This is a genomic window from Pseudonocardia aurantiaca (assembly GCF_039526725.1).
GTDB classification, from domain to species: Bacteria; Actinomycetota; Actinomycetes; order Mycobacteriales; family Pseudonocardiaceae; genus Pseudonocardia; species Pseudonocardia aurantiaca.
Genome location: NZ_BAAAJG010000009.1, coordinates 87,944 through 103,390 on the forward strand (window position 1 = coordinate 87,944; position 15,447 = coordinate 103,390).

15 protein-coding genes are annotated in these 15,447 nt (G+C 70.5%); 10 read left to right on the forward strand and 5 right to left on the reverse strand.

The features are described 5' to 3' along the window. Window positions 1–38 precede the first annotated feature (38 nt). Entirely contained in the window at window positions 39–1,220 is a 1,182-nt protein-coding gene (locus tag ABD143_RS15215; RefSeq protein WP_343977681.1) for a TerC family protein, read from the reverse strand. A gap of 468 nt (window positions 1,221–1,688) precedes the next feature. On the opposite strand from ABD143_RS15215, the gene ABD143_RS15220 reads away from it, so the two are divergent. Then, window positions 1,689–3,014, forward strand: a complete 1,326-nt coding sequence (locus tag ABD143_RS15220; RefSeq protein ID WP_343977684.1) for a ferric reductase-like transmembrane domain-containing protein — start codon at window positions 1,689–1,691, stop codon at window positions 3,012–3,014. A gap of 238 nt (window positions 3,015–3,252) precedes the next feature. Beyond that, window positions 3,253–4,566, forward strand: coding sequence for an NAD(P)/FAD-dependent oxidoreductase (locus tag ABD143_RS15225; RefSeq protein ID WP_343977687.1), 1,314 nt, complete (start codon window positions 3,253–3,255; stop codon window positions 4,564–4,566). 68 nt (window positions 4,567–4,634) lie between these two features. Here the strand turns inward: ABD143_RS15225 and ABD143_RS15230 are convergent, their stop codons facing one another. Beyond that, the gene (locus tag ABD143_RS15230; RefSeq protein ID WP_343977690.1) at window positions 4,635–5,372 is read right to left on the reverse strand and encodes a PAS domain-containing protein; all 738 of its coding nucleotides are present in this window, start codon (window positions 5,370–5,372) and stop codon (window positions 4,635–4,637) included. Between the two features lie 143 nt (window positions 5,373–5,515). On the opposite strand from ABD143_RS15230, the gene ABD143_RS15235 reads away from it, so the two are divergent. The 7 genes from ABD143_RS15235 (at window position 5,516) to ABD143_RS15265 (ending at window position 12,606) form a co-directional block, all read left to right on the forward strand. After that, a complete protein-coding gene (locus tag ABD143_RS15235) occupies window positions 5,516–6,256 on the forward strand; it encodes a PucR family transcriptional regulator (RefSeq protein ID WP_343977693.1) in 741 nt (246 codons plus the stop codon). Window positions 6,257–6,587: 331 nt separating this feature from the next. Then, window positions 6,588–7,643, forward strand: coding sequence for a LacI family DNA-binding transcriptional regulator (locus ABD143_RS15240; RefSeq protein ID WP_343977696.1), 1,056 nt, complete (start codon window positions 6,588–6,590; stop codon window positions 7,641–7,643). A 5-nt stretch (window positions 7,644–7,648) separates the two neighbouring features. Beyond that, window positions 7,649–8,956, forward strand: coding sequence for an MFS transporter (locus tag ABD143_RS15245; RefSeq protein WP_343977699.1), 1,308 nt, complete (start codon window positions 7,649–7,651; stop codon window positions 8,954–8,956). Further along, a complete protein-coding gene (locus tag ABD143_RS15250) occupies window positions 8,953–10,137 on the forward strand; it encodes an enolase C-terminal domain-like protein (RefSeq protein ID WP_343977702.1) in 1,185 nt (394 codons plus the stop codon). Before ABD143_RS15245 ends, ABD143_RS15250 begins: the two co-directional genes overlap by 4 nt. Next, window positions 10,134–10,541 carry a YciI family protein gene (locus tag ABD143_RS15255; protein ID WP_343977705.1) on the forward strand — a complete coding sequence of 136 codons (408 nt, stop codon included), beginning with the start codon at window positions 10,134–10,136 and terminating at the stop codon, window positions 10,539–10,541. The genes ABD143_RS15250 and ABD143_RS15255 overlap by 4 nt, the downstream gene beginning before the upstream one ends. After that, window positions 10,529–11,272 (forward strand): MBL fold metallo-hydrolase, encoded by a 744-nt coding sequence (locus ABD143_RS15260; RefSeq protein ID WP_343977708.1) that lies wholly within the window; start codon window positions 10,529–10,531, stop codon window positions 11,270–11,272. Before ABD143_RS15255 ends, ABD143_RS15260 begins: the two co-directional genes overlap by 13 nt. 32 nt (window positions 11,273–11,304) lie before the next feature. Next, window positions 11,305–12,606, forward strand: a complete 1,302-nt coding sequence (locus ABD143_RS15265; RefSeq protein ID WP_343977711.1) for an MFS transporter — start codon at window positions 11,305–11,307, stop codon at window positions 12,604–12,606. Between the two features lie 185 nt (window positions 12,607–12,791). On the opposite strand, the gene ABD143_RS15270 is transcribed toward ABD143_RS15265, so the two are convergent. The 3 genes from ABD143_RS15270 to ABD143_RS15280 form a co-directional block, all read right to left on the reverse strand. Further along, a complete protein-coding gene (locus ABD143_RS15270; RefSeq protein WP_343977714.1) occupies window positions 12,792–13,163 on the reverse strand; it encodes a hypothetical protein in 372 nt (123 codons plus the stop codon). Between the two features lie 100 nt (window positions 13,164–13,263). Continuing rightward, window positions 13,264–13,851, reverse strand: a complete 588-nt coding sequence (locus ABD143_RS15275; protein ID WP_343977718.1) for a hypothetical protein — start codon at window positions 13,849–13,851, stop codon at window positions 13,264–13,266. A 16-nt stretch (window positions 13,852–13,867) separates the two neighbouring features. Then, a complete protein-coding gene (locus ABD143_RS15280; RefSeq protein WP_343977721.1) occupies window positions 13,868–15,016 on the reverse strand; it encodes a zinc-dependent alcohol dehydrogenase in 1,149 nt (382 codons plus the stop codon). A 282-nt stretch (window positions 15,017–15,298) separates the two neighbouring features. On the opposite strand from ABD143_RS15280, the gene ABD143_RS15285 reads away from it, so the two are divergent. After that, window positions 15,299–15,439, forward strand: coding sequence for a hypothetical protein (locus ABD143_RS15285; RefSeq protein WP_343977724.1), 141 nt, complete (start codon window positions 15,299–15,301; stop codon window positions 15,437–15,439). The last annotated feature ends 8 nt before the right edge of the window (window positions 15,440–15,447 follow it).

Genomic DNA, 15,447 nt, shown 5'->3' on the forward strand with positions numbered 1-15,447 from the left:
ACCTCCGCACAGGCGAACGCTCAGGCGAACCGGATCGGTCAGCGGGCGACGGCGGCGTCGTGTTCGGCGTGGGCCTTCCGGAGCAGGGACATCAGCTTGTCCTCCTCGCGGATCCTCGCGCGGTACTTCTCCGGCAGCTTGCGGATCTCCGCCTCCTCCGCGAGCAGCTTGGTGAAGATGCTCTCGCGCCACCGCGGGTCCTTCTCGACGTCGAGGTACTCGGTGGCGTGGCGCCGGGCGGTGGACACCGCGTTCTGCGCCCGGCCCTTGGGGCTGAGCACCGATGCGAGCACGGTGACGACCAGGACACCGAGGATGACGATCAGGGACAGCCCGGTGCTGATCTCGACCACGTTCACCGGCCGGCCCTCGTTGATGAACGGGACGTTGTTCTCGTGCAGCGCGTGCAGGATCAGCTTCACCCCGATGAAGCCGAGGATGACGGCCAGCCCGTAGTTCAGATAGACGAGGCGGTCCAGCAGGCCGTCGATGAGGAAGTAGAGCTGACGCAGGCCGAGCAGGGAGAAGGCGGTGGCGGTGAAAACAATGTAGACGTTCTGGGTCAGCCCGAAGATGGCAGGGATGGAGTCCAGCGCGAACAGGATGTCGGTGCCGCCGATGGCCACCATGACGGGCAACATCGGGGTCAGGACCCGTCGGCCGTCCTCGATCGTGAACAGCTTGTCGCCGTCGTAATGCTCGGTGGTGTTGCGCAGCCTGCGGGCGAGGCGGATCACGAGGTTGTCCGGGGTCCGGCTCTCGGAGTCATTGGGTTTGATCAGATTGCCCGCAGTGAGGAGCAGGATCAGGCCGAACAGGTAGAACGTCCAGGCGAAGGAGTTGATCAAGGCGGCGCCGACGAAGATGAACCCGGTTCGGGCGATCAGGGAGAACACGATGCCGAACAGCAGCACCTTCTGCTGGTCTGCCCGGGGCACCTTGAAGCTTCCCATGATGACGAGGAAGACGAACAGGTTGTCGACCGAGAGCGCCTTCTCCGTCACGTAGCCTGCGAAGTACTCCGCCCCCATCGTGGCCCCGCCGAAGACCAAGACGCCGACGCCGAACAGCAGCGCGATTCCTACGTAGACCGCCGACCAGACCGCGGCCTCGCGCAGCGTGGGAATGTGCGCCGTGCGCACGTGGAAGAAGAAGTCGAAGGCGAGCAGGCCGACGATCCCGAGGATCGTCAACAACCAGACAAACGCAGGCACATCCATCGTTGGACTCCCGGTTCACACGTCAGGCTCGCCGGCGAGGCGGGGCACCACGCTAGCCGAGGGACGGGTCCGGGCGGCTCGCCTGGGAGGGTCCTGAACAACTCCGCCCGTAGCGAGCGGCGTCCAGGTGGGTGCATCGCAAGGCGGACGATCGGGCCGATACCGCTGTTGTATCGGCCCGATCGTCCAACGCCGCGAGGTGCCCGCCTGGGCGTCGCGCAGTAGGGCCGAGTTGTTCAGGGCGCTCCTAGTTCCGGCCATCGCTCGTCGACTGCGCGGACGGGGCCGCCGAGCGGTCGCCGGGGCCTGACCTGAGAGCCTGGCTCGGCCATTCGGACTAGTCAGTACGGCCATTCGGCCTCATCCCTCGCCGCTCGCCGCCGCACGCGCACCGCGCGACACACGGTTCGCATCCGGGGTTCTCAGGTTCCTCGTGCCAGCGACTGCACATCGTTACCGTCCGGCGCCGTGACGAGATGGATGGCTCGCGCCGCGTGGGTGGCGGCATGCGTGGCGCTGCCCCTGGTGCCTGTGGCGCTCCTGGTCGGCACCGGGGGGCAGAGCGAACTGGACCTGGCGGTGGTGCTGGGGCTCGTGGGGGTCTCGGCGATCATCGGCACGGTCGTCGTGGGCTCGCGGCTGCGGTCGCTCACGAGCGGACTCGGGATCGAGCGGCTCATTGCGGTGCACCGCTGGCTCGGCCTCGTCGTGGTCGGGCTCGTGCTCGCCCACGTCGCCGCAGTGATCATCCCGAAGCCGAGCCGCATCAAGCTTCTCGACCTGCTGCACGCCTCGCCGGGCATGCGCGCCGCCACGATCGCGACGATCGCGCTGGTCCTCCTCGCCGTGACCGCCCTGCTGCGCCGCCGCTTGCGACTGCCTTACGGCGCCTGGCGGATCCTGCACGTGGCCCTCGCCGCGGTGGGTGTCGCCGGCGGCGCCGTGCACGTGGTCCTGGAGAACAACCTCATTCACGCAGCGGGGATGCGCATCTGGTTCACGGCGATCACCGCGTCGCTCGTGGTGGTGCTCTTGCTGCGCTGGGTCCTGCGGCCGCTGCTGGCCGGGCGATCCGGCTTCCGCGTGCTGGAGATTCGCCGGGAGTCCGACGACGTCAGCACGCTCGTGCTCACGCCGACCCGTGGCCGCCTGTTCGCCCGCCGCCGGCCGCTCGCATTCGCTCCCGGCCAGTTCGCCTGGCTGCGCCTGCGTCGCTGGGGTCTCTTCACCGACCACCCGTTCACGATCGCCTCGGGCACCCGCGCCGACGGCACCGTGGAGTTCACCGTGCGCCACCTCGGCGGCTACACCCGGAATCTGGGCCGGCTGAGCCCGGCGGCACGCGTCTACCTGGACGGACCGCACGGCTCGTTCAGCGTCGACCACACCCGCGCCACGGGGCTCGTCCTGCTCGCCGGCGGCGTGGGCATCACGCCCATGATGAGCATGCTCCGCACGCTCGCCGACCGCGGCGACCGCCGCCCGCACCGGCTGCTGGTGAGCGGCAGCTCCCCCGACGACATCCTGTTCATCAACGAGCTCGAGGACCTACAGGAGCGGCTCCACCTGACCGTCGTGCCGACCCTCACCCAGCCGCACCCCGGCTGGACCGGTACCACCGGCCGGATCGACGCGAGGATGCTGTCCACCGTCCTGCCGGGCCCGTTCCGCCGTAACCAACTGGACTACTTCCTCTGCGGCTCCGGCTCGTTCGTCACGGGCGTGGCGGGTGCCCTGGACGAGATCGGCATCCCCCGGCAGCGAGTGCACACGGAGCAGTTCGACATGGCCTGAGGCGCCTTCCCGACGCCCGACCTCGCTCAGCCCTGCGGAGGCGCGCCTGCTCCGTCGGGGCTGCCGTCGAACACGGGCAGAGCCCGCACCACGTCGGGCGGCAACCCGCGAGCGACGGTCCGGCTGACGTCTGGACCGCCACGGGGCCGCCCCTGTTGCGCTGCGGGGGCGAACGAGCAGGCGAGGGTTGTTCCGCCGGGCCGGTGCCGGTGGACGCCGCCGATCCGAGAATTCGGCCGTGAGTGAAGGCGTGGTTGCCGGGCGGCGCCCGCAGATCGTGGTCGCCGGTGCCGGTTTCGCGGGCTACCACTGCCTGCGGACGCTGGAGCGCCTGCTGCCGCCGGACGCCGCCGATCTCGTGGCGGTGAACCCGGCGGACTACATGCTGTACGTGCCTCTGCTGCCCGAGGTGTCGGCGGCGACGCTGGAGCCGCGCCGGGTCGCCGTGCCATTGCGGACCCGGCTGCCGCGCACCAGGGTCGTGCTCGGCAACATCGGGGCGGTCGACGTCGCTGCGCGGACCTGCACCGTGGTCGACGTCGAGCGGCGGCCGCGGACGCTGGCGTGGGATCGGCTGGTGCTCGCGTGCGGCTCGGTGACCCGGCTGCTGTCCGTTCCCGGTGTCGCCGACCACGCGAAGGGCTTCAAGTCGATCGCCGAGGCCATCTACCTCCGCGACCATGTGCTGCGGCAGCTGGAGCTCGCCGAGGTGACCGACGACCCCGCCGAACGGGCGGCGCGGTGCACGTTCGTGGTGGTGGGCGCCGGATACACCGGCACCGAGGTGGTCGGTCAGGGCGTGCTGCTCACCAAGGACGCCATGCGCCAGTTCCCGGGACTGTCCCCCCGTGAGGTGCGGTGGGTGCTGCTCGATCTCGCCCCCCGCGTCCTGCCGGGGCTCAACCCGCGCCTGTCCGGGCCCGCGATGCGGGTCCTGCGACGCCGGGGTGTGGACGTGCGGATGCGGACGACGGTCACCGAGGTGACCGACACCTGCGCCCGCCTCAGCGACGGCACGCAGATCCCGACCAGAACGGTCGTCTGGTGTGTGGGGGTGCGGCCCGACCCGCTGGTGGAGGCCGTGGGCCTGCCGACCCGGGAGGGCCGCGTGGTCGTCGACGAGCACCTCGCGGTGCCCGGCCACGACGGCCTCTACGCCGCAGGTGACGTGGCCGCCGTGCCCGATCCGGGGCGGCCGGGAGAGATCACCGCGATGACCGCCCAGCACGCCCAGCGGCAGGGGCAGCAGGCCGGGATCAACGTCGCCGCGTCGCTGGGGCACGGGCAGCCCGGCCGCTACACGCACAAGGACCGGGGGTTCGTGGTGGATCTTGGCGGCTGGCAGGCCGTCGCCGACCCGTTCGACGTGCCGATCACGGGTGTCGTCGCGAAGCTCATCACCCGCGGCTACCACCTGGCCGCGCTGCCAGCGGGACGGTCGCGGGTCGTCGCGGACTGGCTGGTCGACGCGGTGGCCGGGCGTCAGCTCGTGCAGTTCGGGTTCGTGTCCGAGTCGGCCGTGCGGCTCGCCGACGCCGACCGGATCGTCTGAGCGCCCGCACTGTCACTGGCTCCTATGGACGATCGGCGCGGCCCCGGCGCTCCCGGCCGCGCATGCCCTCAGCCGATGCCGGGGCTACGCCAGCGGTCCGTGACGTCCCACGTCAGCCCGCGCAGCCGTTGCGGCGAGCCGTCCTCCCCGATGAAGACCCGCCCAGCCGAGTGCAGCCACCGCACGGCCCCGTCGGGGCGAAGGATCCGGTGAAAGACGCTGTAGGGCTCGCCCGTCGCCAGCGCCCGGCTGACCGCGTCAGCCACCACCGCCCGGTCGTCGGGGTGCATGCGCTGCAGCGCGACCTCCAGGGTGTGTTCCCACCCCAGCGGCAGTCCGTAGATCTCGAACATCCCCTCGGACCAGCTCTCCGAGTCGCGGTCGACGTCCCAGTCCCACGAGCCGACGAGGGACCGCTTGCCGGGAACGAACAGTTCCTGGTCGCTCACGTCCACACCGGACAGGTAGATCCGCTCCTGCCCGACATCGGCCATCATGTGCCATCGGATCAGGCAGTGGGTGCCGTCCGAGCGCAACATGCGGGCCCGCACGGCGATGGGCCGGCCAGACTCCTCCAGCAGCATCAGCTGCCGGTCCTCCATCAGCCCGTCCTGGTCATCCGGGTGCACGAGCTCCCAGAACGGCACGGCCGACAGCTCGTCGACCGACCACCCCAACACGTCCCAGTGCACATCGTTGATCGACAGCGTGTAACCGTCGAAGTCCTGGACGGCCGTCAGGACCGGCACCTCGGCCGAGCCCGGAGGCCCACCGCCGTTGGGAGGCTCCTCGTCCGTCACACCCATCGCCCGATCCACACCGTCCGCCGCTGACGCATCGAGCGTCGCAGGTCCGGCCCCGCAGCGAACCCGCCATCCGTGGCACCTGGCTTGCCAATCCGACGGCACACGAGGACGGTGGTGCGGAACTCGCCGGCGAGGGCACGAGGATGAACGACGCGATCGAGGTTGTGGTACAGCTCGGCATCGGGTACGCCCTGGTGCTGCTCATCGGTGTGCTGTCGATCCAGACCATGGCGGCGCTGCGCACCAGGCTCACCGATGTCCTCCACCAAGCCGGCTGTGTGGTGGCCGACGTGTCCCGCCTCGAGCTGCGCCACCCCGGATGCGTCTCCGTCTTCGGCGCTGCCGTGGAGCAGGCAGGCGGGTGGCCGGCCGCCAGGCTCGCGCTGACCGGCGCCAGCCCTCGCATGGTCACGCACCTGTCGTCGCGGCACGTGCGCGCGACGGTGCCGGTCGCCGACAGCGTCCTCGCCGCACTGGCCATGACCGATCAGCCGCCGCGACAGGCCCGCACCGAGCCCGAACACGACGAGGGCAGCCCGCGCATCACAGCGCTCGCGCAGACGGATCCGGAGGGGGCGCGGTTCGTCCAGGAGTGGCTCGGGCTGCTGATCGAGCACGACGCATTCGGCCGCTCCCAACTCGTCACGACGCTCTCGACCTTCCTCGAGTGCGACTGTGACCACGAGGGCACGGCGAGAGCGCTCGGTATCCACCGTAGCACCGTCCGGTATCGCATTCAGCGCGTCGGCGAGATCACGCAGCTGGACCTCCACAACGCCGAAATGCGCTATTTCCTGCGCGCCGCGACCCGAATCCTCGACCGGTCCGCTGCGCTGGTCGACGCAGGTACATCCAATCCCGAGCGGACTAGTACCGACCAATAAATGTCGCCTTCGCCGATTCTTCCGAATACCCTATGGCCGGACTGGCTGCGCTGACGCGCGACCGTTCTTCCCGGAACCAGGAGAAGAATCTGCCGGCGGTGCGAAGCAGGCGGTAGGCGCACCGAATGCATTGTCAGCGTCCGGCGGGTGGCGCGCCGACAATGCGTCGAGCGAGCCCCGGCACCCGATCGAGCAGGCGGACGCAATCCTCTTCCTCGCCCCGAGTGCGTGGGCGGGTCGATCTCGTGATCGCCCGCGTCATGGGCCGGTCCCGGCATCAGCTCGGAAGGCAGTCTTGCCACCGGACGCGTCCGTATGTCAACGTTAACTTGTGGCAACGTTAACCGGTGGCGGTGAGCCGAGCGCCACCGTGAAGACGGTGGCGGCGCACGCGGGCGTCAGCGCCCAGACGGTGTCGCGTGTCCTGCGCGGCACCGGCTATGTCAGCGAGGAGACCCGCACGAAGGTCCTGGCCGCCGTCACGGCCGTGGGCTACCACCCCAACGCGGTCGGCCGCAGCCTCCGCGCCGCCCGGACCCCGATGGTCGGGCTCCTGATCACCGACATCACCAACCCGTTCTACGCCAGCCTCCACAAGGCCGTCGAGGCCGTGTTCCGCGAGCGCGGTCTCACCCTGATGCTGCTGAACTCCGACGACGACCGCGACACCGAGCGCCAGCAGCTCGAGCTGCTGCGCTCGTACCGGCCCAGCGGCCTGCTCCTCGCCCCCGCCGTGCACAGCTCGCTCACCACCGACGACCTCGCCGGGTTCGGCGCCGCGGTGCTGGTGAGCCGCACCCTGCGCGGCCTTTCGGTCCCCTCGGTCGTCACCAACGAGCCCGAGGCGATGGGCGAGGCCACCCGCACGCTCCTCGACGCCGGCCACCGCCGGATCGCCGCGGTGCTCGGCCCGCAGGACGCCTCCACCACCGTTCGTCGGGAGGCGGGGTACCGGGAGGCCGTGCTCGCGGCCGGGGCGGAACCGCTCGTCTGCTACACCGACCAGACCGGCCCCGGCGCACGAACCGCGATCCGGCACGTCCTGCACACGCACGCCGGGATCACCGCCGCGCTCGGGTTCAACGCACCCGTGACGGAGGGGATCCTCGCCGGACTGCGGGACGAGGGCCTGAGGTGTCCGCAGGACGTGTCGCTCGTCGGCTTCACCGACGCGCCCTGGATGGCGTTCTACCCGCCGCCGATCACCGTCGTACGGCAACCGGTCGAGGCGATGGGGCGGCTCGCCGCGCAGCTCGTCCTCGACATGGTCGACGGAAAGCCGGTCGCCGCCGAGCCGCACGTCGTCCCCGGCACGCTGCTCCGCCGCGAATCCGTCGTCGCCCCGTCATCCCGCTCCCTGACCTCCCCTTCCTCGACGCAGAGGTGACCCCTGTGCCCCACGAAACCTCGTCGCTCGCCGGTGCGGCCGCGCACATCACGAGCAAGCGGTGGACCCGCATCCTGGTACCCCTGCTCTTCCTCTACATGGTCAACTTCATCGACCGCAACAACATCGGTTTCGCGGTGATCGGCGGCATGAACGAGGACCTGGGCATCGGCAACGCCGAGGCCGGGCTCGCAGGCGGCCTGTTCTATCTCGGCTACCTGGTGCTGCAGATCCCCGGCGGCATCCTCGCCGAGCGCTTCGACGTGAAGCGCCTGGTCGTGTCCCTCGCGCTCGCATGGGGGGTGCTCGCCGCGGCCACCGGGCTCGTCCAGAACCTGACGGAACTGCTGGTGCTGCGTTTCCTGCTCGGATTGGCCGAGGGTGCGGTGTGGCCGGCGATCCTGGTGATGCTCGCGCGCTGGTTCACCGACCGCGAGCGCGCCACCGCCAACTCCATCTGGCTGATCTCCCTTCCGGCCTCGTTCGTGATCATGGGCCCGATATCCGGCCTGATCCTGGAGGCCGCCGACTGGCGGTGGCTCTTCATCGTCGAGGGCGTCCCCGCGGTGCTCTTCGCCCTCGTCGTACTCGCGGTGAGCGCGGCGAAGCCGCAGACCGCGCCGTGGCTCCCGCCCGCCGAGCGGGAGCACATCCTCTCCGGGCAGGCCGGTGCCGGGGAGCGGGTGAAGGTCACCGGCTACCGACAGGCGATCCTGCACCCGCAGGTCCTGCTGCTCTCGGCCGTGTATCTGTTCTGGCTGCTGGGCGCCGTCGGGTTCTTCACCTGGGTGCCGGCGATCATCAAACAGGTCTCCTCGGCCGGCGTCACGGGCACCGGGTTCCTTTCCGCCCTCCCCTATGTCGCCGCCCTGATCGGGCTGCTCGTCGTCGGCCGGTTCGCCGACCGGACGCGACGGCGCAAGGTCTTCGTCGGCCTCGACCTCGCGTTCTTCGCGCTGTTCCTGCTGATCGCCACCCTGCTCAGTGCGAACGCGATCGCCTCGATGACCTTCATCGTCATCTCCGGGTTCTTCCTCTTCGCCATGCACGCGCCGTTCTGGTCCATTCCCATGGAGGTGCTCCCGGCGCACCTCGCCGGTGCGGCGATCGGGATGATCTCGCTGATCGGCAACATCGGGAGCTTCATCGGCCCGTACCTGATGGGCTACGTCCAGAGCGCCACCGGCTCGTTCACGGCGGGCATCTACGTGCTCGTGGCGAGCCTCGCGATCGCCGCCGTGCTCACCGTCTTCGTCCGGGAGCGCGGCGCCACCCCCTCGACCGCGGGAGCGGGCGACGCGGTGTTCGCGTGAGCGGCGGCCTGCGGATCGACCGCGTCCGGGTGCTGCCGCTGACCCTGCCGATCGACGGCCCGCTGCGCTACACCCAGGGCCAGGTCGGGGCGTTCCAGCGGATCGTCGTGGAGCTGTCCACCGCCGACGGCCTCGTCGGGTACGGCGAGTGCCGGGGCGACCGCCTGCGCCACACCCTGCTGTCCGACCTCGCCCCGAGCCTGGTGGGGACCGACCCGTACCAGTTGGAGGCCCTGCGGTGGCGGATCGCGCCGCAGGGACTGGTGGAGCTGTTCTCCGGCACCGTGGCGGTGCAGGCCTACTCCGCTGTCGAGATGGCCTGTCTCGACCTCGTCGGCAAGGCCACCGGGCGCCCGATCACCGACCTGCTCGGTGGCGCCGTCCGCGAGGACGTCGAGATCGCGGGCTACCTCTACTACGTCGGCGGCGTCCCGGCGGAGGAGGCGCAGGACCGGCTCCTCGCCGCCGCCCACGGGGTCGTGGACCGGTACGGCTTCCGCACGCTCAAGTACAAGTGCGGCGTCATGGACCCGGAGATCGAGATCCGGACGCTCGGCCGCCTGCGCGAGGAGTTCCCCGGCCATCGCCTGCGGATCGACCCGAACGGTGCCTGGGGAGTGAGCACGAGCGTCCGGGTGCTCTCGGCGGCCCGGGAGATCGGCATCGAGTACGCCGAGGACCCCGCCACCACGCTGGCCAAGATCACCCGGATCCGGGAGCTGGTGCCCGGGGTGACGCTCGCCAGCAACCAGGCGGTGGCGTCGCTGGAGACGATGGCGCTGGACGAGGCCTTCGGCGCGATCGACGTGCCGCTGATCGACCTCAACTGGTACGGCGGGTTCCGGGCGGCGCTGACGGCGGGCCGGATGGCGGAGCTACTGGGCCGGGACGCCGGCGTGCACAGCAGCATGGAGACTGCGATCTCCCAGGCCGCCCAGCTGCAGATGGCCGCCTGCCTGCCGAACCTGCCCTACGCCTCCGACAGCCACTACCTCTACCTGCGCGCCGACGTCGGAGATCCCCTTCCGATCGTCGACGGGAGGATGCGGGTCCCGACCGGCCCCGGTCTCGGCGTCGCAGTCGACCCGGTGCAGCTCACGAGGCTGCACGAGAGCTGGTTGGACACCGGTTTCCTGTCCTGGGACGCACCGGGCGGACCGGTCGTCCTACCGCGCTGGTGACGCCGGGGTCCACCGACCCACACCTGATCGAGAGGCTTTCCGTGTTCGTCCTGCTCCCCACCTACCGCGCCTCGCTCGACGAGGTCGACGCGCTGCTCGATGACCACCGCGACTGGCTCGACGGGCACTGCTCGGCCGGGCGCTTCCTCCTCGTCGGCAGGCGCGTGCCGCGCGACGGCGGGTTCATCCTGGCCGCCGACGGCGACCGCGGGGATCTCGAGCGGATCGCCGCCACCGACCCGTTCAGCACCGCAGGCCTCGTCACCTACGAGGTGCTGGAGGTCCTTCCCACCGGGGGCGCCCCCGCCGTGCTGAAGACGCTGGCCGAGCACGGCGTGGCCGCCTCCGTGCCGGGGCGTCAGCGCACCACCACTCAGCGAGGAGGCCCGCGATGTACGAGCTGACCATCCTGTTCCAGGGGTTTCCCGGCAGGAGCACCTGCCACGGCGGCCTGGGATGGAGCACGGTCGCCCTGCTGCAGGGACACGGGGAGACCGTGCTCGTCGACACCGGCGGCTACGGGTACCGCACGCCGCTCATCGAACAGCTGGCGGAGCACGGCGTCCGCAGGTCCGACGTCACGGGTGTGATCCTCACCCACTGCCACTGGGACCACATCTGCAACTTCGCGCTGTTCCCGAACGCCCGGGTGGTCGTGCCGCGCCCGGACCTGGACTGGGCCGTGGCGCAACCGATCGGCACCTGGGAGCTCCCCGAGTTCCACGTCCAGGAGCTGGCGAAGGCCGAGCACGTACTCAGGGTGGAGGACGGCGGTGAGCCGCTCCCGCAGGTCCACGCCGTCGCCACCCCCGGGCACACGCCGGGCCACTTCGCCTACCACGTCGCCACATCGGGAGGTCCCGTGCTGTTCGCGGGCGACGCCGTCAAGAACGAGTACGAGCTGACGACCGGCGACCCGGACATGACGCTCGACGCGGCCGAGAGCCGCCGGAGCATCGAGAAGGTCCGCGACATGCTGCGCGCGGACCCGGCACTCGTGCTGGTCCCCGGCCACGACCGGCTCCTCGGCATGCGCGACGGCGTGGTCGTCGCGCACTCCGAACTGCGGGCCGGCGTGCGCGCGTGGCTGCCCGGCAGGACCGAACCCACGACCACCGTCGATCTCTGCGACTGACCCCAACTCCCGCGAACGAAGAGGTTCTGCCGATGAAGACGCCCCGGCGCAGGTGGTCGGTCTACGGCCTGCTGTTTCTGCTCGTCGCCATCAACTACATGGACCGGTCCGCACTGTCGGTCGCGGCGACCCCGATCTCCCAGGAGTTCGGGCTGACCCCGGGCCAGATGGGCGTGCTGCTGTCCACGTTCCTGTGGACCTACCTGCTGTGCCTGATCCCGGCCGGGATCCTCACCGACCGCATCGGCAGCCGGTGGACCAACGCGATCAGCATCGCCGTGTGGTCGGCGGCCACCGTGCTCGCCGGGCTCGTCCGGGGGTTCGGCACGCTCGTCGGGGCCCGGCTGCTGATGGGCGTCGGGGAGTCCACGACATACCCTGCGGCCGGCAAGGTCGTGCAGGAGTGGGCGCCCGCCGACGAGCGCGGGCGCGTGGTCGCGACCTACAACTCCGGGGCGTACGCCGGGCCCGCGCTGGGCTCCCTCGTCACGGCGGCGCTCGTGACCGCGTACGGCTGGCGCGCGGCGTTCATCGTCCTCGGTGCGATCGGCTTCGTCTGGCTCGCGGCCTGGCTCCTCTGGTTCCGCGACCCCGCCGAGGCCAAGTGGCTCGGCGCCGCCGAACGGGAGAAGATCCTCCGCGAGCGCGGCCTCGCCCAGGAGGCGCCCGCGCCCGCTGACGGCCCCCGCGTCGGAGTGCTCGAACTGCTGCGCCACCGCAGTATGTGGGGCGTCGCGCTGGTCCAGTCGGCGGCCGTCTACACACAGTACATGTTCCTCACCTGGCTGCCGGGCTACCTGGAGCAGGCCAGGGGGCTGTCGGTGCTCAAGTCCGGAGCGTTCACCGCGATCCCCTACGTCGTCGCGATGGTGCTCGGGATCGCCCTCGGCGTGGTCGTCGACCGCATGCTGAACACGGAGGCGAGGGCCACCGGCAGGCGCAGGCTCGTGGTGGCCGGGTTCCTGCTCGTCTCCTCCGTCGTGCTCGTCACGCCGTTCGTCGGTTCGATGGCGGTCCTGCTCGTGCTGATCAGCATCTCGCTGACGTGCGTGTCCAGCGCCGTGTCGATGAACCTCGCGCTGCTGGCCGACCTGCTGCGCACACCCCGGCTGGCGGGCCGCGCCAACAGCATCGCGATGGTCGGGGGCAACACCTTCGGCATCGCCGCCCCGATCGTCACCGGCTACGTCGTGCAGGTCAGCGGCAGCTTCACAGCGGCGTTCGTCGTCGCCGGCGTGTTCCTCCTGATGGGCACGACGATCGCACTGACCATGACCCGTACCCCCATCGGCAGCGCGGACCCTGCGCCGGACCTGGCGGTCGCAGCCACCTGAGCGGTGGCGGCACTGACGACGGCGGGGCGCTCGGGGACAAGATGACCCGCTACGCCCTGCTCACCCGCGACGCCGCACCGGTGCTGTGGGACTTCGGGCTCCGCCGCGAAAGCACCACCAGCTCTACTCACCCTGGCTGCGACCCGAGGACTGCCGCGCCGGGATGCTCGGCCCGCGCGGCGCGGTCAGAAGCGGTGCGGTGTGCCGCGCAAACTGCACCAGTAGGTGTCGATCTCGTCGGACGACCGCGCCGGCCTGACCTTGGCCGTCGCGGCGGCGCCGAACCGCTTCCGCAGCGACTTGCGCAGCGCGTCCTGGGCCACCCTGGTCAGCTCGCCGGCATTCCCCGCCGTCGGGGCGCACAGCACGGCAACGAATCCGTGGCGGCGCATGCCGCCCTTGGTACGGCGGCGCCAGGTGGGCAGCAGCGCCACTTCGGCCGTCATCGGGCGGCTGCTGTACCAGTGGATCGCCCGGGTGAGCTCGGCCTCGAGGACGTGCGGGTCGATATCGGCAGGCGCTTTCACGCGGACCACCGCCATCACCGGATCGTCCATCGCTCTCACGCCCCTGGGTCTGCCTAGCCCGGACCCACGGCCCGCTCGTGCACGCAGCGTACGCGAACCGACACCTCTCGCACCGATACCGCGGACGCTGTCAGCCGGCGAGCCGGGTGTGGCGGCGCTTCGCCAGCGCCTTCCCCGCGACGTACACGGCACCGCCTGCCGCCACCCACGGACCCGCGACGACAATCGGGTCGAGCGACTGGTGCGTCAGGTCCGCGCGCTTCTGGCCGAAGCGCGAGGAGAAGCCGTGGCGGGAGAACTCGCTCAGCACACCCGTCTCGGTGATCGGGTTGTCCGGGTGCAGGGTCAGGAACGACCGGAGGTGGTTCTCCACCGCGTCCACCCGGTCGGCCGCCATCAGAAGCAGCCAGTGGGCGGCCCGGCCCTCGCTGTAGCGCGCGTAGGCGACCTTACGTATCACCCCGGAAACGCCCCTGGGCGGGCAGGCGGTGCCGAAGACCGGGGTCAGGAACTTGTGTTCGACCGACCTCTCGCGCGGCCACTTCTCCGGCTGCCGCTCCGGGAAGTCCCAGTGCGCCCCGGTCTCCGCCGGCGCGAACCGGAGCATCGGAACCGAAGGTCGGTCCTTCGGGTCGATGTCCGCACCCCAGCCGGGTATACGGGCGCGCAGCTTGTCGCTCGGCTCCGCGATGGGTGGGCGCTCAGCTGTGTACGTCATCGGATCTGTCCCTTCCTCACGCGGTGCTCGGGACGACGAGCGGCTTGATGCAGCCGTCGAGCTTCGCCGAGAACATGTGATAGCCCTCGGCGATGTGCTCGAGTGGAATGCGGTGGGTCACGATGTCGCTCGGCTTGAAGTAGCCGTTCTGGAGGTGCTCGAACAGGCGCGGCCACTGGCGCTTGACCGGGCACTGGTTCATCCGCAGCGTCAGTCCCTTGTTCATCGCGTCGCCAAACTTCACCGCACTGAACAGCGGGCCGTACGCGCCCACCACGGAGATCGTGCCGCCCTTGCGCACCGAGTCGATCGCCCAGTTGAGCGCCACCGGCGAGCCGCCCTGCAGCTTCAGCTTGGCCGAGGTGACGTGCTGCAGGAAGTTGCCGTCGGCCTCGGCGCCCACCGCGTCGATGGCGACGTCGGCGCCGAGGTACTCGGTGATCTTCTTCATATGGACGACGATGTCGTCGTACTCGGTGAAGTTGTAGGTCTCGGCGTGCGCGAACGTGCGCGCCTTCTCCAGCCGGTACTCCAGGTGGTCGATGACGATCACCCGCCCCGCTCCCATCAGCCACGCGGACCTGGCGGCGAAGAGCCCCACCGGCCCGGCCCCGAACACGATGACCACGTCGCCCTCGACGATGTCGCCGAGCTGGGCCCCGAAGTAACCGGTGGCCAGCGCGTCGGTGCACAGCACCGCGTCCTCGTCGTCCATCCAGTCGGGGATCTTTCCGGGGCCGACGTCGGCGAACGGCACCCGCACGTACTCGGACTGGCCGCCGTCGTAGCCGCCGCAGGTGTGCGAGTAGCCGTAGATCCCGCCGACGGCGGTGGCGTTGGGGTTGACGTTGTGGCAGTTGGAGTACAGGCCTCGGGCGCAGTACCAGCACGACCCGCAGTAGACGTTGAACGGCACCATCACGCGGTCGCCGCGCTGGAGGTTCTGCACCGACGGGCCCACCTCGTCGACCACCCCGATGAACTCGTGGCCGAACGTCATCCCGACGCGCGTGTCGGGCATCATCCCGTGGTAGAGGTGCAGGTCGGAGCCGCAGATCGCGGCCAGCGACACGCGGACGATCGCGTCGTTCGGGTGCTCGATGGGCGGGATGTCCTTCTCCTCCACCCGCACCTTGTACGGCCCCCGGTAGACCATCGCTCGCATCGGCCCCTCCTCGATCTGTTCTCGTCGGGCTCGCCGCGGGAGCGCGCGGAGCGCTCCCGCGCCGTCGAGCGGTTGTCCCTTTCGATTAACCCGGAGCGGCCCGCCTAATCGTGCTCACCGCGTACTCGTGCGCCGCTCGGCGGGCCGATCGCCCGTGCGCCGGCGGCGATGCCAGGCTCTCGGCCCATGGGGGCTCCGACGCTCGTCCCTCCCGCTCTTCTTCGTCCGGCAGAAGTTCACTCTCATGGTCAACCGCTACGAGATCCGCCTGCTCCGCTCGACGTGGCACCTGTCGGGAGCGGGCTACGAGCGAGCGCCGCAAGTCGATCGGCGCGCTACACGGTCATGGTGCCCGACCAGCGCGTGGACTTCCGGGTGGCGGCGGCCATGGCCGTGACGCTCGACGCGCTCCAGTCGCGCTGACGCCGCCC